This window comes from Cupriavidus phytohabitans (assembly GCF_017815025.1).
Lineage (GTDB): Bacteria > Pseudomonadota > Gammaproteobacteria > Burkholderiales > Burkholderiaceae > Cupriavidus.
This window is the reverse complement of record NZ_JAGIQB010000035.1, coordinates 13720-29123: the sequence shown is the minus strand read 5'-3', so window position 1 is coordinate 29123 and position 15404 is coordinate 13720. Positions and strand designations below refer to the sequence as shown.

Genomic DNA, 15404 nt, shown 5'->3' with positions numbered 1-15404 from the left:
CCGGTGTAAATGACGCTTCTGGTACGTCTTGTATTTACGTTGTGACTGCCTTGCTACGTATTCGTGGTCGCCAGCACCTCTTCGAGTGATGTGACGCCCTGCCTGACCTTCAGCAGCCCAGCCTCGCGCAACGATAGCACGCCGTCCTTGCGCGCCTGCTCGGCGATCTGCAGCGCGGTGCCGTGCGACAGGATGATCTGCTGCATTGCCTCGGTGATCGGCATGACCTGGTAGATGCCGCAGCGGCCCTTGTAGCCGCTGCCGTTGCAGCGCTCGCACCCGACCGGGTGGTAGGGCTGCCAGCTGCCGTCAAGGTCCTGTTCGCGGAAGCCGGCATCCAGCAGCGTCTCGCGCGGCAGATCGCCGGGGCGCTTGCAGGTGCACAGCCGCCGCGCCAGCCTCTGTGCGGTGATCATCAGCACGCTGGAGGCGATGTTGAACGGCGCCACGCCCATGTTCATCAGCCGCGTCAGCGTGGTGGGCGCGTCATTGGTGTGCAGCGTCGACAGCACCAGGTGGCCGGTCTGCGCGGCCTTGATCGAGATATCGGCGGTTTCCAGGTCGCGGATTTCGCCGACCATGATGACGTCCGGATCCTGCCGCAGGAACGAACGCAGCGCCGCGGCGAAGGTCAGGCCGGCCTTGTCGTTGACGTTGACCTGGTTGATGCCGGGCAGCTGGATTTCGGCCGGGTCCTCGGCGGTCGAGATATTGATGTCGCCCTGGTTCAGCAGGTTCAGGAAGGTGTACAGCGAGACCGTCTTGCCGCTGCCGGTGGGGCCGGTCACCAGCACCATGCCGTACGGGCGCTTGATCACGTCCAGCAGCAGCGCCTTCTGCTGTGGCTCGTAGCCGAGCTGGTCGATGTCGAGCTTGTCGCTCGACGATTCCAGGATCCGCATCACGATCTTCTCGCCGAACAGCGTCGGCAGGGTCGAGACGCGGAAATCGACGGCCTTCTCGACCGTTTCCCTGGCGTCCTTGTCCTTGGGATCCTTCGCGTCCTTATTGTCCTTCGGCAGCGCGATCAGCAGCTTCATGCGGCCATCCTGCGGCACGCGCTTTTCAGAAATATCCAGCCGGGACAGCACCTTGATGCGGGTGGCGATCTTGTCGCGGATATCCAGCGGCGGCCTTGCCACCTCCTGCAGCACGCCGTCCACGCGGAAGCGGACCCGGTAGAAGGTCTCGAACGGCTCGAAATGCAGGTCGGAGGCGCCGCGGTGGAAGGCTTCGGTCAGCAGCTTCTGCAGGAAGCGCACCACGGGCGCGTCGTCGATGGCATCGGCGGCAGTGCGGTTGCGCTGCGCGCCGGCGGCTGCCACCGGGTCGTATTCGATCATCTTGCGCTCGGCCTGCACCGGCGAGATGTTCTTGAGCGTGCCCAACGCCTCGCCGGCGGAGCGCACGTACTTCATCAGCTTGTCGTGCTCGACCACCACTGCTTCGACCGGCAGCTTGTACTTTTCCTTGATCGCGTCCAGCCCGGCCTGGTTGGACGGATCGGACAGCCCCAGCACCAACCGGTTTTCTCGCCGGCCCAGCGGCAGCAGGCGGTGCGCATGGAATTCGCGGTTCCCCGCCAGCCCCGGCGGCACCTTGGCCAGGTTGTACTGGTTCAGGTCCAGCAACGGCAGCTGGTATTTGTCCGCGGCGAACAGCGCCAGGTCGTGGGCGCTCATGGTGCCGCTGCCGACGATCTCGTCGATCAGCTGCGATTGCTTTTCACGAGCGGCCTGCTCCAGCTGAGCAAGCAGGGCGGGCGCGATACGCCGGCTCTGGGCCAGGGCAAGACCGAGTGTCATGACAGGTGCGCAGTGGTTGGAACAGTGGCGCCGGCCAGGGCAGGGCGAGACGGTTCCACGTCTTGGGATCGGGCCAGTTTGCCGCTGGGGTCACTTTTTGTAAAGGCGACTGCGGGACGTGTTGGCGTTTGCGCGACACGGGCGCAACCCTACTTGCGCGGGGGCATGGGTAGCCATCAAGGAGCTGCCGGCCAGAAAGACAAAAAGCCGAATCAACTTTCGTTGATTCGGCTTTTTAAATCTGGTCGGGGTGAGAGGATTCGAACCTCCGGCCTCTACGTCCCGAACGTAGCGCTCTACCAGGCTAAGCTACACCCCGATTTGTTTTTGCTGTCGTCGCCAAGCGTCAGCAGCAAAGAAGGTAACTATAACAGCGTTTGTGCTGAAATGGAAGAGGATGATTCAGGGAATCCTTACGACTGCCGTTGCAGCGAGAACTCGCAGAGCTGGATCAGCGTTTCCTTCAGCGCGGAATCCGGGAACTGCCGAGCGGCCCGCTCGGCGGCTTCCGCTTCCTGGCGCGCGGCCTCGAAGGTGACGTCGAGCGCGCCGCTGGCGTGGATCGCCGCGAAGACCGCGTCGAAGTGCTCGGTGCCGCCCTGCACGATGGCATCGCGCGCCAGCTGGCGCTGCTGCGCGGTGCCGTGCTCCAGCAGGTGCAGCAGCGGCAACGTGGGCTTGCCTTCGCGCAGGTCGTCGCCGGCGTTCTTGCCCATCTGCTCGGCGCTGGCGGTGTAGTCCAGCATGTCGTCGATCAGCTGGAAGGCGGTGCCGATGCGGCGGCCGTATTCGGCGGCGGCTTCCTCCATCTGCTTGTCGGCGCCAGCCAGCACCGCGCCCAGCTGGGCAGCGGCCTCGAACAGCTTGGCGGTCTTGTAGCGGATGACCTGCAGGTAGCGCTCGATGGTGACGTCCGGGTCGTGCATGTTCAGCAGCTGCAGGACCTCGCCCTCGGCGATCACGTTGGTCGCGTTGGACAGGATCTCCATGATGCGCATGCTGCCGGCATCGACCATCATCTGGAACGCGCGCGAGTAGAGGAAGTCGCCGACCAGCACGCTGGCGGCATTGCCGAACACTGCGTTGGCGGTATCGCGGCCGCGGCGCAGCTCGGATTCGTCGACGACGTCGTCGTGCAGCAGCGTGGCGGTGTGGATGAATTCCACGACGGCAGCCAGCTCGTGGTGCCGGTTGCCGTCATAGCCCAGCGCTCGTGCCGTCAGCAGCAGGATCACCGGGCGCAGGCGCTTGCCGCCGGCACCGATGATGTATTCGCCGATCTGTTCGATCAGGGGGACTTCGGAAGACAGCCGCTGGCGGATGACAGCATCAACCGCGCGCATGTCTGCAGCGACCGGGGCAAGCAAGGCAGTGGCGGAAGGCTGGGACAAGATGATCACCGTTACGCAAAACCGGACGATTATATGCGAAGCACGCGGCGTTCTACGCATGCCCCGCATTCTCGCCGGGGGCTCAGGGTATGCGCGCAGCGGCGCCGGTGACCGGCGCAACTATAATGCGGACATGGACAAGCCCGTATCCCGCCGCCAACTGCGCCGCACCGCCTGGTTGGTGGCGTTTGCCGCACTGGCGGGGTTCCTTCTCGCCGATCTGACCTGAGCGAGCCGCTGCCGATTGTGCCGGCCGCGCCGCAAGCAGGCTATGTGCCTGTTTTCTTTGCACTTTTGCCCGATCTCGTTTACAATTCCCGGTTTCCTCCGGTAGTCACTCGCGTTTGCGGGTCTTTGCCGGCGGGAGATAACCGGGCCGCATCGCGCGGTCTCGGCGTTTTATTCACATCCGAGAGGTTCGACAATGTACGCGGTCGTAAAAACCGGCGGCAAGCAATACAAGGTTGCTGCTGGCGAAAAACTGAAAGTAGAACAGATACCGGCAGACATTGGCGCAGAAATCACGCTCGACCAGGTGCTCGCAGTGGGCGCCGGCGACCAAATCAAGTTTGGTACGCCGCTGGTTAGCGGGGCTTCCGTCAAGGCTACCGTTATCTCCCAGGGTCGTCACGACAAGGTGAAGATCTTCAAGATGCGCCGTCGCAAGCACTACCAGAAGCGTCAGGGCCATCGTCAGAATTACACCGAACTGCGCATCGAAGCGATCGTTGCCTGATCGATCGAGCGTAATCCGGTAAAGCGACAGGAGTAAGACATGGCACAGAAAAAAGGCGGCGGTTCCACGCGGAACGGCCGTGATTCCGAATCGAAGCGTCTGGGCGTGAAGGTGTTTGGTGGCCAGGCCATCAACGCCGGCGGCATCATCATCCGCCAGCGCGGTACCCGCGTGCATGCCGGCGACAACGTCGGCGTGGGCAAGGACCACACGCTGTTCGCCCTGGTTGACGGCCACGTGCAGTTCGCCGTCAAGGGCCCTGCCAAGAAGCAGCAAGTCAGCGTCGTCCCGGCGGCCTGATAACAGCCTTTGCAGGATGAAAGGCCCCGCAACGCTTGCGGGGCTTTTTCTTTTCTGGCGAAGTAAACTACGCCGGCCCCCGATCTGCCGATCCATCACGGAAAACCCATCATGAAGTTCATCGACGAAGCCCGAATCGAAGCCATCGCCGGCAACGGCGGCAATGGCAGCGCCTCGTTCCGGCGCGAAAAGTTTGTGCCCTTCGGCGGCCCGGATGGCGGCGACGGCGGCCGCGGCGGCAGCGTGTTCGCGCAGGCGGACCGCAATATCAATACCCTGATCGACTTCCGCTACGCCAAGAAGCACGTGGCCAGGAACGGCGAGAACGGCCGGGGTTCCGACTGCTACGGCGCGGCCGGCGACGACATTACGCTGCGCATGCCGGTCGGCACGCTGATCACCGACATGGACACCGGCGAAGTCATCGCCGACCTCACCGAGCACGGCCAGCGCGTGTGCCTGGCCGAAGGCGGCATGGGCGGCTGGGGCAACCTGCATTTCAAGTCCAGTACCAACCGCGCGCCGCGCCAGCAGGTGGACGGCAAGCCGGGCGAGCGCCGCATGCTCAAGCTCGAGCTGAAGGTGCTGGCCGACGTCGGCCTGCTGGGCATGCCCAATGCCGGCAAGTCGACTCTTATCTCGCATATTTCCAACGCGCGGCCCAAGGTGGCGGACTATCCGTTCACCACGCTGCATCCCAACCTGGGCGTGGTGCGCGTGGACCATGAGCAGTCGTTCGTGGTCGCCGACATTCCGGGCCTGATCGAAGGCGCCGCCGAGGGCGCGGGCCTGGGCCACCAGTTCCTGCGCCACCTGCAGCGCACCGGCCTGCTGCTCCATATCGTCGACCTGGCGCCGTTCGACGAGGCGGTCGATCCGGTCGCCGAGGCCAAGGCCATCGTCAACGAACTGAAGAAGTACGACGAGGACTTGCACGACAAGCCGCGCTGGCTGGTGCTGAACAAGCTCGACATGGTCCCCGAGGACGAGCGCGCGGCGAAGGTCAAGGACTTCCTCAAGCGCTACAAGTGGAAGGGCCCGGTGTTCCAGATCTCGGCGCTGACCGGCGAAGGCTGCCGCGAGCTGATCTACGCGATCAAGGACCACCTGGCGGCGATCAAGGCCGAAGAGGCGGCGGCGCTGGCAGAACCGGACATCCGGCTCGACGAGCGCCTGCATAACGTCGGCCAGGACGAGCGCGAGGCATAAACAAAACCAACGGTCAGAAACGAATTCCGGAGACAGGATTCCCGCCATGCAATCGGTCATCGCGCAGGCAAAGCGCATCGTCGTCAAAGTCGGCTCCAGCCTGGTCACCAATGATGGCAAGGGACTGGACCACGACGCCATCGCCCGCTGGGCATCGCAGATCGCCAAACTGCGCGTGGCGGGCAAGGAAGTGATGCTGGTCAGCTCCGGCGCCATCGCCGAAGGCATGCAGCGCCTGGGCTGGGTGCGCCGGCCGAAGGAAATCCACGAGCTGCAGGCCGCCGCCGCCGTCGGCCAGATGGGCCTGGCGCAGGTCTATGAAAGCCAGTTCACGCGCTACGGCATCCGCACCGCGCAGGTGCTGCTGACCCACGCCGACCTGGCCGACCGCGAGCGCTACCTGAACGCGCGTTCCACGCTGCTGACGCTGCTTTCACTGGGTGTGGTGCCGATCATCAACGAGAACGACACCGTGGTCACCGACGAAATCAAGTTCGGCGACAACGACACGCTCGGCGCGCTGGTGACCAACCTGATCGAAGGCGACGCGCTGGTGATCCTGACCGACCAGCGCGGCCTGTACACCGCCGACCCGCGCAAGGACCCGGCGGCGCAGTTCGTCGACGAGGCCATGGCCGGCACGCCCGAACTGGAAGCCATGGCGGGTGGCGCCGGCACCTCGATCGGGCGCGGCGGCATGCTGACCAAGATCCTGGCGGCCAAGCGCGCCGCCAAGTCCGGCGCACACACCATCATCGCGTCCGGGCGCGAGGCCAACGTGCTTGAGCGGCTGGCCGCGGGCGAGGCCATCGGCACCCAGCTGCTGGCGCCGACGGGCCGGCTCACGGCGCGCAAGCAATGGATGGCCGACCACCTGCAACTGCGCGGGCGCGTGGTGATCGACAACGGCGCGGTCGAAAAGCTGACCGGCGGCGGCAAGTCGCTGCTGCCGATCGGCGTGGTCGAGGTGCAGGGCGAATTTGCCCGCGGCGAGGTGATCGCTTGCGTCGACCCGCAGGGCAAGGAAGTGGCGCGCGGTATCACCAACTATTCGAGCGCCGAGGCGCGGCTGATCGCGCGCAAGCCTTCATCGGAGATCGAGTCGGTGCTGGGCCACCTGAACGAGCCCGAGCTGATCCACCGCGACAACCTCGTGCTGGTCTGAGCGGCACCAGAGCGCCACCGAGCGCTCCAACAAAAAACGGCGGAACTGCCAGGCAGTCCCGCCGTTTTTTCTTACCCGATGCCGCCCGGCTCAGCGTCCGCTGGGCGCGCGCGATTGCAGCTCGCGCACCATGTCTTCCGGCTTGCCGGCCACCGTGCGGCCCTGGCAGAAGAACTCGATGGCCAGCGTGGCAGCGTAGGCGTTGCGCACGCCGGTTTCCATGCGGTGCCAGGCCTCGCCGTAGTCGCTGGTGTTTGGCACCCATTCGGTGGCGCCCTTGGGCAGCGTGGCGTAGAGCTTGCGCTCGAACGCGTCGCAGCGCATGCCTTCGAAGGTCACGTTGCGGGCGCCGCTCTGGCTGGTGGTGACCACGGTGTAGCGCACCACGTTGTCCTTGCCGACCGAGACCGACTTGCTGTCCACCGCGAACGACAGCGTTCCGGTGCCGGAGACCGAGAACGGAACCAGGTTGGCATCCTGCGGCGGCGCCGGCAGCATCGCCTTCGCTTCCTCGAAGGTCTTGGGCGCGAAGGGGCTGAGCCAGGTACTTTCTTCTTCCGCTATCTCCTTGCCGGTGGTCTTGCAGCCCGCCAGCGCCAGCGTGGCGGCGGCAAGCAGCAGGCCGGCAGCGGTCAGGCCGCCGCGGCGGCCCGGGCCGGTGCAACTAGTCATCAGTACTCCGTGCGTTGGTAACCGGCGCGGCCGGCGAAACGGTCTCTTGCGCAGCCGCGCTGCCGCCATCGGCGGGCCTTGGCGGCTGGCCGGCGACTGCGGGCGCAATGCCGCGCTGGCCGCCGCCATGGCGGCCATGCGCATGCGTGCCATAGGGGCTCAGCGGCACGCGCGGATGCCGGTTCAGGAAGCGCGACAACTCCGTCAGCGCCATCTGGTAGACATCGCGCTTGAACTCGATCACCGCATCCAGCGGCACCCAGTAGTGGCTCCAGCGCCAGGCATCGAACTCCGGATGGTCGGTTGCCCGCAGGTGAATATCGCAGTCCCTGCCCGCCATGCGGAGCAGGAACCAGATTTGTTTCTGGCCCCTGTAGTGGCCGCGGATCTCGCGGCGGATGAACTTGTCCGGCACCTCGTAACGCAGCCAGTCGCGCGTGCGACCAACGATCCTGACGTGCTCCGGGAGCAAGCCGGTTTCCTCATGCAGTTCGCGGTACATGGCCTGTTCCGGCGTCTCGCCGTACTTGATGCCGCCCTGCGGAAACTGCCAGGAGTGTTCGCCGATGCGCTTGCCCCAGAAAACCTCGTTGCGTGCGTTGAGGAGGATGATGCCGACGTTCGGGCGAAAGCCTTCACGATCGAGCATGACTGCACCTCGAATCCTTTAGAATTACGCTGATTATAAAGGAAGCGCGCAGCCGGGCTCTGGCGGGGGGATGCTGGTTTTCCCCGAGCAGAAGGGCAGTTTCAGGCGCGTGCGCGACAAATCAGTGCCGCCGCTCCCGGAATTGGCCGGGCAGGCGTTGCGGCCTCGAGAGAAAGCTACGGATGAAAGCCTCGCAATTCTTCATTTCCACCCTCAAGGAAGCGCCCGCCGACGCGGAAATCGTGTCGCACAAACTGATGATGCGCGCCGGCATGATCAAGAAGCTGGGCGCCGGCATTTACACCTACATGCCGATCGGGCTGCGCGTGATCCGCAAGGTGGAGAACATCGTGCGCGAGGAAATGAACCGCGCCGGCGCGGTGGAAATGTCCATGCCGGTGATCCAGCCGGCCGAGCTGTGGCAGGAGACCGGCCGCTGGGACAAGATGGGCCCCGAACTGCTGCGCCTGAAGGACCGCCACGAGCGCGACTTCGCCGTGCAGCCCACCTCGGAAGAGGTGGTGACCGACATCGCCCGCAGCGAGATCCGCAGCTACAAGCAGCTGCCGCTCAATTTCTACCAGATCCAGACCAAGTTCCGCGATGAGCGCCGGCCGCGCTTCGGCATCATGCGCGGCCGCGAGTTCACCATGAAGGACGCCTATTCCTTCGACCGCGACACCGATGGCCTGCGCAAGTCGTACGAGAACATGTACGACGCCTACGTGCGCATCTTCAGCCGCTTCGGGCTGGAATTCCGCGCAGTGGCGGCTGACAACGGTGCCATCGGCGGTTCGGGTTCGCATGAATTCCACGTGATCGCCGATACCGGCGAGGACGCCATCGTCTACTGCCCGACCTCGGCCTACGCCGCCAACATGGAGGCCGCCGAGGCGCTGCCGCTGCTGGCGGAGCGCGCCGCGCCCAAGCAAGACCTGGTCAAGACCTTCACCCCGGAGAAGGTCAAGTGCGAGCAGGTGGCCGAATTCCTGAACATCCCGCTGGAGACCAACGTCAAGTCGATCGTGCTGGCCACGGAAAGCGAAGCCGGCGTCCAGATCTGGATGCTGCTGATCCGCGCCGACCATGAGCTGAACGAGGTCAAGGCCTCCAAGGTGCCGGGGCTGGCCGAGTTCCGCTTTGCCACCGAGAACGAGATCGTCGACGCCTTCGGCTCGCCCCCGGGCTACCTGGGCCCGATCGACATGAAGAAGCCGGTCAAGGTGGTGGCCGACCGCACCGTCGCCAACATGAGCGACTTTGTCTGCGGCGCCAACTACCGCGACTACCACTACACCGGCGTCAACTGGGGCCGCGACCTGCCCGAGCCGATCGTGGCCGACCTGCGCAACGTGGTGGCGGGCGATGCCTCGCCGGACGGCCAGGGCACGCTGGAGATCTGCCGCGGCATCGAGGTGGGCCACGTGTTCATGCTGGGCACGCGTTACTCGGAATCGATGAACGCCACCTTCCTGGACGAGAACGGCAAGACCCAGCCGATGCAGATGGGCTGCTACGGCATCGGCATCACCCGTATCCTGGGCGCCGCGATCGAGCAGAACTTCGATGAGCGCGGCATCATCTGGCCGGCTGCGATCGCGCCGTTCGAAGTGGTGATCTGCCCGGTCGGCTACGACCGCTCCGAGGCCGTCAAGGCAGAGGCCGACCGCATCCATGCCGAGCTGCTGGCTGCCGGCATCGACGTCATCATCGACGACCGCGGCGAGCGCCCGGGCGTGATGTTCGCCGACTGGGAACTGATCGGCGTGCCACACCGCGTGGTGGTGGGCGACCGCGGCCTGAAGGAAGGCAAGGTCGAATACCAGGGCCGGCGTGACGCGCAGGCCACCGCGGTCAGCGTGGCCGACGTGGTCAGCCACGTGCGCAACCAGCTGGCGAACTGAGCCCGATGCGCGCCGCACGCGCAATGCCTGCCGCCCGCCGCCTTGCTGGCGGGCTGCTGCTGGCGCTGGCCGCGGCGGCCGCGCATGCCGGCGCGCAGAAGGAAGAAGACCTGGCAGATTCCGTGCGCGGCGCGCTGGCCGCCGCGATTGCCGACGACCGGCCCACGCGGCCGGTCTTTGCTTCCGGCGGCGAGCGCCTGGCCTACCTGAAGTGGCTGGGCGAAATGTCTTCCCGCCTGGCCACGCGCATCCCCGAGCCGCAGGTGCGCGTGGAACTGATCGAGGTCGCCTACTACGAGGCCAAGCGCGCCGGGCTGGAACCTTCGCTGGTGCTGGGCCTGGTCCAGGTCGAGAGCAATTTCCGCAAGTATGCGATCAGCTCGGCCGGCGCGCGCGGGCTGATGCAAGTGATGCCGTTCTGGGTCCGCGCCATCGGCGACAACGACCCGCGCAAGCTGTTCCACCTGCAGAGCAACCTGCGCTACGGTTGCACCATCCTGCGCTACTACCTCGACCGCGAGCAGGGCGACCTGTACCTGGCGCTGGGCCGCTACAACGGCAGCCGCGGCCGCGCGGAATATCCCAACGCCGTACTGGCGGCGTGGAAGCGCTGGCAGTACTCCGAAGCCTCGGTCACGGTCGCCGGCGATCCGGACAATGCACCGCCGCGCGCCCCGCGTGCGCTGCCGTCCGACCCGCCGGAACGCAACCCTTTCTCGCCGCGCCGCGTCGCCAACCCGTCATGATCCGCGAAGCATCCGTTGCCGGCGGCAAGGCCGGCTATACCGAATCCTCGCCCGAACTGGAGCAATGGCTGGCCCGGCATGTCGCGCAGGGCTTTGGCGCCGATGCACTGGTGCTGTCGATGCTGCGTTCGGGCTATGACGACAGCTTTGCGCGCCGGGCCGTGGCGGCGGCGTTCGGTGCGGACACTGCAGCGCGCGGCCCGGCCAAGCCGGAGCCGGCGCGCACGGCGGCACCCCGGGCCAAGACCACCGAGGCATCCTATCTGGCCGACGGCGGCGATCGCCAGGTGCCGATCCTCTTCCGGCTCGCCTCGCCGCAGATCCGCCTGTACCAGCAATTGCTGAGCGCCGAAGAATGCGACGCGCTGGTGGCGCTGTCGCGCGGCCGGCTGGCACGCTCGCCGGTGGTCAACCCCGATACCGGCGACGAGAACCTGATCGACGCCCGCACCAGCATGGGCGCCATGTTCCAGGTTGGCGAGCATGCGCTGATCGAGCGCATCGAGGCGCGCATCGCCGCGGTCACCGGCGTGCCGGCCGAACACGGCGAAGGCTTGCAGATCCTCAACTACAAGCCCGGCGGCGAATACCAGCCGCATTTCGATTTCTTCAACCCGCAGCGGCCGGGCGAGGCACGCCAGCTGACAGTCGGCGGCCAGCGCATCGCCACGCTGGTGATCTACCTGAACACGCCCGAGGCCGGGGGCGCCACCGCGTTTCCGCGCGTGGGGCTGGAAGTGGCGCCGGTAAAGGGCAACGCGGTCTACTTCAGCTACCTGCTGCCCGACGGCGCGCTGGACGAGCGCACGCTGCATGCCGGCCTGCCGGTGGCGGCGGGGGAGAAGTGGATTGCCACCAAGTGGCTGCGCGAGCGCCCGTATCGCAGCGAGGCCTGACCTCCCCCGTCCGACCTCTCCAGGCAAGCCATGCGCGGTCATCAGCGTGGAGCATTGGCCGAGCCAATCCTGTATCGGCGATTTAGTGGAAAAGTGTACCGGTACTGTACCGGAAACTGACCGTAGACTGATTTCCTGAACGCCCCTGGAGTCAGTCATGGAAGTATCCCAGCTTGCCGCCGGCACTGGTGTCTTTGCCGCCTTCGCCGGCTTTGCGCTGGTGTCGTCTATCACCCCCGGTCCGAATAACACGATGCTGCTGGCTTCCGGCGTGAACTTCGGGTTCTTGCGCACGGTGCCGCACCTGCTCGGCGTCAGCATTGGCTTTGCGCTGATGGTGGCGCTGGTCGGGTTGGGGCTGGGCTCGCTGTTTCACGCCTTCCCGTGGACCTGGCAGGTGCTGCGCGTGGCGGCGACTATCTATCTGGTGTGGCTGGCGTGGAAGCTCGCCACGGCCGGCGGCGTGCAGGACCAGCAGGTGGCGCGGCCGATGGGCTTCTGGGCCGCGGCGGCGTTCCAGTGGGTCAATCCCAAGGCGTGGGTGATGGCCGTAGGCGCGTGTAGCACCTATGTGTTGCACGGCAACCTGTGGCTCAACGTGCTAATGCTGGCCGGAATATTCGGGGTGGTGAACCTGCCCAGCGTGGCGATGTGGGCGTTGTGCGGCTCGGCGCTGCGGCGCTGGCTGGCGCAGCCGAAAGTGCTGCGCGCGTTCAATGTCGGGATGGCGGTGTTGCTGCTGGCGTCGCTGTGGCCGATCTTGGGCTCGCACCACGCGTGATGTATCTTCTCCCCTCTCCGGTCTGTACAGGGGAGAGGGGAGAAAATCCCCAGCGATCCAAGATCACATCAGCGCCCGGATCGCGCCCAGATTCCGCCAATACCCCTTGGCATCCATCCCGCACCCAAACACATAGCGATCCGGCACCGCAAAGCCGCAGAAGTCCGGATGCATCGGCTTGAGCTTGGTCAGCGTCTTCTCGCACAGCACCGCGGCGTGGAATTCCCTGGCGCCCATGTCCATGATGCGCTCGCGGATCGCGGCCATGGTTTCGCCTTCATCCAGGATGTCGTCCAGCACGAGCACCACGCGGTCCTTGACCGACTCGCGCGGTGCCACGCGCCACTGCATCTCGCCCCCAACGGTCTTGTTGTTGTAGCGCGAGAGGTGGATGTAGTCGAACTCAAGCGGGAACGCCAGCTTGGGCAGCAGCATGCCGGTGAACACCACCGCGCCGCCCATCACGGACAGCACCAGCGGGAAGGCATCGCCCATCTTGGCGGTGATCTCGGCGGCCATGCGGTCCAGCGATGCCTGGACTTCCTCGGCCGAAACGATTTCTTCGGAGTTGGCCCACAGCTCGCGGGCCTGAACGGCGCTCATCATGATGTCTTTCCTGTTCTTTTGCGGGGGAGGCGGATCGTAGTGCAGCCCGGGCTCAACGATTGAAGAGGCCCTTCATGCCGCCCTTCATCGCGCCCATCTGGCGCATCATCTTCATCATGCCGCCGCCCTTGAGCTTTTTCATCATGGATTGCATCTGGTCGAACTGGTTCAGCAGGCGGTTGACTTCCTGAACCGGCACGCCGGCGCCGGCGGCAATGCGGCGCTTGCGGCTGGCCTTGATCAGGTCGGGCTTGGCGCGCTCGGCCGGCGTCATGCTGTTGATGATGCCTTCCATGCGGGCCACCTGCTTCTCGGCCTGGTCCATGTTGGCGCCCTGCGCCTGCTGGGCGAACTGCGCCGGCAGCTTGTCGACCAGGCTGGCCATGCCGCCCATCTTCTTCATCTGGCCGATCTGGGCCTTGAAGTCTTCCAGGTCGAAATCGCCGGTCTTCTTGATCTTCTTGGCCAGCTTCTCGGCCGCGTCCATGTCGACGCCGCGCTGGGCTTCCTCGACCAGCGCCATGATGTCGCCCATGCCCAGGATGCGCTGGGCCATGCGGTCCGGGTAGAACGGCTCCAGCCCGTCCAGCTTTTCGCCGACGCCGACGAACTTGATCGGCCGGCCGGTGATATGGCGCACCGACAGCGCGGCACCGCCGCGCGCATCGCCGTCCAGCTTGGTCAGCACCACGCCGGTCAGCGGCAGGGTGTCGTTGAACGCCTTGGCGGTGTTGACCGCGTCCTGGCCGAGCATGGCGTCGACCACAAACAGCGTCTCGGCGGGCTTCAGCTCAGCGTGCAAGGCGGCGATTTCCTGCATCATCAACTCGTCGATACCCAGGCGGCCAGCCGTATCGACGATCAGCACGTCGTGGTAATGCTTGCGCGCCCAGTCCACCGCCGCGCGGGCGATCTCGACCGGCTTCTGGTCCGGCTGCGACGGGAAGAAGTCAGCGCCGACTTGCTCGGAAACGGTCTTCAGCTGGGCGATAGCGGCGGGGCGGTAGACGTCGCAAGAAACCGTCAGCACCTTCTTCTTCTTGTTTTCCTTCAGCCACTTCGCCAGCTTGCCGACGGTTGTGGTCTTGCCCGCACCCTGCAGGCCGGCCATCAGGATGATGGCGGGCGGCTGCACGTTCAGGTTCAGCTCGGCTTCCTTGTTATTGCCGCCGGCGGCCTCGGCACCGCCGATGACCGAGGTCAGCTCGCGCTGGACCACGCCGACTAGCGCCTGGCCCGGCGTGAGGCTGGTGATCACATCCTCGCCCAGCGCCTTTTCCTTGACGCGGGCGATGAATTCGCGCACGACCGGCAGCGCCACGTCGGCTTCGAGCATGGCAAGGCGCACTTCGCGCAGCATCTCGGCGGTGTTGGCCTCGGTCAGGCGCGCCTCGCCGCGCATGGTCTTGACCACACGCGCCAGGCGTTGAGTGAGATTGTCCAGCATGGCAGGAATCGGGGGAGATATCGGAGCAGGGGCTCGGTCTGAAAACGGGGCAGGCCCGTGCCAGTTGCAGGCTGGAGCACCGGTTCAACCGGCCGCCACCGTCCGTGGGCACTAAGGTAAACTGCGCAAATGGTCATTGTACTGTATGCCCTGACGGCACTTCTCTATTGCGGCCTGGCCTGGCACGGCTGGGCCACGCGCCATGCCGGCGTTGCCTCTACGGCCGCCAAGGCCGGACAATCCGGCGGCGCGGCCTCGGCCGTGCTGGTCGCCGGCGGCCCCGGCAGCGCCCTGCCACCGGCGGGCGGCGCGCACGGCGAGGGCCGGCCGGCCTGGTGGCACGTGCTGATGCTGGCGGCGCTGGCCTGCCACGGCATGCTGCTGCACGAAACCATCTTCCCGTCCGACCGCATGGTGTTCGGCTTTGCCTTCGCGCTGTCGGCCATGCTGTGGCTTGGCGTGGGCATCTACTGGATCGAGAGCTTCTTCTTCTCGCTGGCCGGGCTGGGGCTGATCGTGATCCCGGTGGCGCTGGTCGCGAGCCTGATGCCGCTGGCCTTTCCGGGCTCGCAGATCCTGGGCTACGCGGCGCAGCCGCTGTTCAAGCTGCACTTCATCATCGCCAACGTGGCGTACGGGCTGTTCACGCTGGCGGCGTTCCATGCCTTCCTGATGCTGCTGGCCGAGCGCCGGCTGCACGGTTTCCGCCACGTCCCGGCACGGCCGGCCGAGGCCAATGGCACGCAACCCAGCCAGTGGCTGGGCCGCTGGCTGGACCTGCTGCCGCCGCTGCTGACACTGGAGAAGCTGCTGTTCCGCCTGATCGGCGCCGGCTTCGTGCTGCTGACACTGACGATCGGCTCGGGCCTGCTGTTCTCCGAAGAACTGTTCGGCCGCGCTTTCCGGATGGACCACAAGACCGTGTTCGCGCTGATTTCGTGGGCCATGTTCGGCGGCATCCTGGCCGGGCGCATCTTCCGCGGCTGGCGCGGCAAGGTGGCGCTGCGCTGGGTGATCGCCTCGTTCGGCATCCTGCTGCTGGCCTATGTCGGCAGCCGCTTTGTGATTGAAGTAGTCCTGCACCGTTTCTGAGACAC

At 65.8% G+C, this 15404-nt stretch carries 16 protein-coding genes and 1 tRNA gene; 10 read left to right on the top strand and 7 right to left on the bottom strand.

The annotated features are described in order from the left end of the window. Positions 1–53: 53 nt before the first annotated feature. The 3 genes from pilB to ispB all read right to left on the bottom strand — a co-directional run bounded on the left by pilB (position 54) and on the right by ispB (position 3148). Entirely contained in the window at positions 54–1805 is a 1752-nt protein-coding gene (gene pilB, locus J8I34_RS22570; protein WP_209807072.1) for a type IV-A pilus assembly ATPase PilB, read from the bottom strand. Between the two features lie 242 nt (positions 1806–2047). Beyond that, positions 2048–2124: transfer RNA gene (locus tag J8I34_RS22565), tRNA-Pro, on the bottom strand. Positions 2125–2218: 94 nt separating this feature from the next. Further along, positions 2219–3148, bottom strand: a complete 930-nt coding sequence (ispB, locus tag J8I34_RS22560; RefSeq protein ID WP_209774272.1) for an octaprenyl diphosphate synthase — start codon at positions 3146–3148, stop codon at positions 2219–2221. A 49-nt stretch (positions 3149–3197) separates the two neighbouring features. On the opposite strand from ispB, the gene J8I34_RS22555 reads away from it, so the two are divergent. The 5 genes from J8I34_RS22555 to proB all read left to right on the top strand — a co-directional run bounded on the left by J8I34_RS22555 (position 3198) and on the right by proB (position 6606). Further along, on the top strand, positions 3198–3425 hold the full coding sequence (locus J8I34_RS22555) for a hypothetical protein (RefSeq protein ID WP_209807071.1): 228 nt from the start codon (positions 3198–3200) through the stop codon (positions 3423–3425). A gap of 195 nt (positions 3426–3620) precedes the next feature. Then, on the top strand, positions 3621–3932 hold the full coding sequence (gene rplU, locus J8I34_RS22550; RefSeq protein ID WP_006576525.1) for a 50S ribosomal protein L21: 312 nt from the start codon (positions 3621–3623) through the stop codon (positions 3930–3932). 39 nt (positions 3933–3971) lie between these two features. Then, positions 3972–4232 carry a 50S ribosomal protein L27 gene (rpmA, locus tag J8I34_RS22545; RefSeq protein ID WP_010814747.1) on the top strand — a complete coding sequence of 87 codons (261 nt, stop codon included), beginning with the start codon at positions 3972–3974 and terminating at the stop codon, positions 4230–4232. 111 nt (positions 4233–4343) lie between these two features. After that, on the top strand, positions 4344–5441 hold the full coding sequence (gene obgE, locus J8I34_RS22540) for a GTPase ObgE (protein ID WP_209807070.1): 1098 nt from the start codon (positions 4344–4346) through the stop codon (positions 5439–5441). Positions 5442–5487: 46 nt separating this feature from the next. Beyond that, positions 5488–6606, top strand: a complete 1119-nt coding sequence (gene proB / locus J8I34_RS22535) for a glutamate 5-kinase (RefSeq protein WP_029048094.1) — start codon at positions 5488–5490, stop codon at positions 6604–6606. A 90-nt stretch (positions 6607–6696) separates the two neighbouring features. Here proB and J8I34_RS22530 read toward each other — a convergent pair whose 3' ends face one another. Together J8I34_RS22530 and J8I34_RS22525 are read right to left on the bottom strand one after the other, a co-directional pair. Beyond that, positions 6697–7278 carry a CNP1-like family protein gene (locus J8I34_RS22530; RefSeq protein WP_209774267.1) on the bottom strand — a complete coding sequence of 194 codons (582 nt, stop codon included), beginning with the start codon at positions 7276–7278 and terminating at the stop codon, positions 6697–6699. Further along, entirely contained in the window at positions 7271–7927 is a 657-nt protein-coding gene (locus J8I34_RS22525) for an RNA pyrophosphohydrolase (RefSeq protein ID WP_029048096.1), read from the bottom strand. Before J8I34_RS22525 ends, J8I34_RS22530 begins: the two co-directional genes overlap by 8 nt. A 182-nt stretch (positions 7928–8109) precedes the next feature. Here J8I34_RS22525 and J8I34_RS22520 point away from each other — a divergent pair, with 182 nt between their 5' ends. From J8I34_RS22520 to J8I34_RS22505, 4 genes are all read left to right on the top strand, one after another. After that, positions 8110–9831: a proline--tRNA ligase gene (locus J8I34_RS22520; protein ID WP_209774264.1), complete on the top strand. Its 1722-nt coding sequence runs from the start codon at positions 8110–8112 to the stop codon at positions 9829–9831. 5 nt (positions 9832–9836) lie between these two features. Continuing rightward, entirely contained in the window at positions 9837–10577 is a 741-nt protein-coding gene (locus tag J8I34_RS22515) for a lytic transglycosylase domain-containing protein (protein WP_209807069.1), read from the top strand. After that, positions 10574–11473, top strand: coding sequence for a 2OG-Fe(II) oxygenase (locus tag J8I34_RS22510; RefSeq protein ID WP_209807068.1), 900 nt, complete (start codon positions 10574–10576; stop codon positions 11471–11473). The genes J8I34_RS22515 and J8I34_RS22510 overlap by 4 nt, the downstream gene beginning before the upstream one ends. Positions 11474–11630: 157 nt before the next feature. Further along, positions 11631–12254: a LysE family translocator gene (locus J8I34_RS22505; RefSeq protein ID WP_029048100.1), complete on the top strand. Its 624-nt coding sequence runs from the start codon at positions 11631–11633 to the stop codon at positions 12252–12254. A 63-nt stretch (positions 12255–12317) separates the two neighbouring features. On the opposite strand, the gene J8I34_RS22500 is transcribed toward J8I34_RS22505, so the two are convergent. Further along, entirely contained in the window at positions 12318–12860 is a 543-nt protein-coding gene (locus tag J8I34_RS22500) for a hypoxanthine-guanine phosphoribosyltransferase (protein WP_209807067.1), read from the bottom strand. 52 nt (positions 12861–12912) lie between these two features. After that, a complete protein-coding gene (gene ffh / locus J8I34_RS22495) occupies positions 12913–14307 on the bottom strand; it encodes a signal recognition particle protein (protein WP_029048102.1) in 1395 nt (464 codons plus the stop codon). A gap of 129 nt (positions 14308–14436) precedes the next feature. Between ffh and J8I34_RS22490 the strand changes: the two genes are divergently transcribed. Beyond that, on the top strand, positions 14437–15399 hold the full coding sequence (locus tag J8I34_RS22490) for a cytochrome C assembly family protein (RefSeq protein WP_209807066.1): 963 nt from the start codon (positions 14437–14439) through the stop codon (positions 15397–15399). Positions 15400–15404: the final 5 nt, after the last annotated feature.

Excerpts from the sequence above, each read along its gene's own strand:
- J8I34_RS22555 (WP_209807071.1), top strand. The coding sequence starts at position 3,198 with ATGATCACCGTTACGCAAAACCGGACGATTATATGCGAAGCACGCGGC.
- obgE (WP_209807070.1), top strand. The coding sequence starts at position 4,344 with ATGAAGTTCATCGACGAAGCCCGAATCGAAGCCATCGCCGGCAACGGC.
- J8I34_RS22515 (WP_209807069.1), top strand. The coding sequence starts at position 9,837 with ATGCGCGCCGCACGCGCAATGCCTGCCGCCCGCCGCCTTGCTGGCGGG.
- J8I34_RS22525 (WP_029048096.1), bottom strand. The coding sequence starts at position 7,927 with ATGCTCGATCGTGAAGGCTTTCGCCCGAACGTCGGCATCATCCTCCTC.
- rpmA (WP_010814747.1), top strand. The coding sequence starts at position 3,972 with ATGGCACAGAAAAAAGGCGGCGGTTCCACGCGGAACGGCCGTGATTCC.
- proB (WP_029048094.1), top strand. The coding sequence starts at position 5,488 with ATGCAATCGGTCATCGCGCAGGCAAAGCGCATCGTCGTCAAAGTCGGC.
- J8I34_RS22500 (WP_209807067.1), bottom strand. The coding sequence starts at position 12,860 with ATGATGAGCGCCGTTCAGGCCCGCGAGCTGTGGGCCAACTCCGAAGAA.
- pilB (WP_209807072.1), bottom strand. The coding sequence starts at position 1,805 with ATGACACTCGGTCTTGCCCTGGCCCAGAGCCGGCGTATCGCGCCCGCC.
- J8I34_RS22505 (WP_029048100.1), top strand. The coding sequence starts at position 11,631 with ATGGAAGTATCCCAGCTTGCCGCCGGCACTGGTGTCTTTGCCGCCTTC.
- J8I34_RS22530 (WP_209774267.1), bottom strand. The coding sequence starts at position 7,278 with ATGACTAGTTGCACCGGCCCGGGCCGCCGCGGCGGCCTGACCGCTGCC.
- J8I34_RS22520 (WP_209774264.1), top strand. The coding sequence starts at position 8,110 with ATGAAAGCCTCGCAATTCTTCATTTCCACCCTCAAGGAAGCGCCCGCC.
- J8I34_RS22490 (WP_209807066.1), top strand. The coding sequence starts at position 14,437 with ATGGTCATTGTACTGTATGCCCTGACGGCACTTCTCTATTGCGGCCTG.
- J8I34_RS22510 (WP_209807068.1), top strand. The coding sequence starts at position 10,574 with ATGATCCGCGAAGCATCCGTTGCCGGCGGCAAGGCCGGCTATACCGAA.
- ffh (WP_029048102.1), bottom strand. The coding sequence starts at position 14,307 with ATGCTGGACAATCTCACTCAACGCCTGGCGCGTGTGGTCAAGACCATG.
- ispB (WP_209774272.1), bottom strand. The coding sequence starts at position 3,148 with ATGCGCGCGGTTGATGCTGTCATCCGCCAGCGGCTGTCTTCCGAAGTC.
- rplU (WP_006576525.1), top strand. The coding sequence starts at position 3,621 with ATGTACGCGGTCGTAAAAACCGGCGGCAAGCAATACAAGGTTGCTGCT.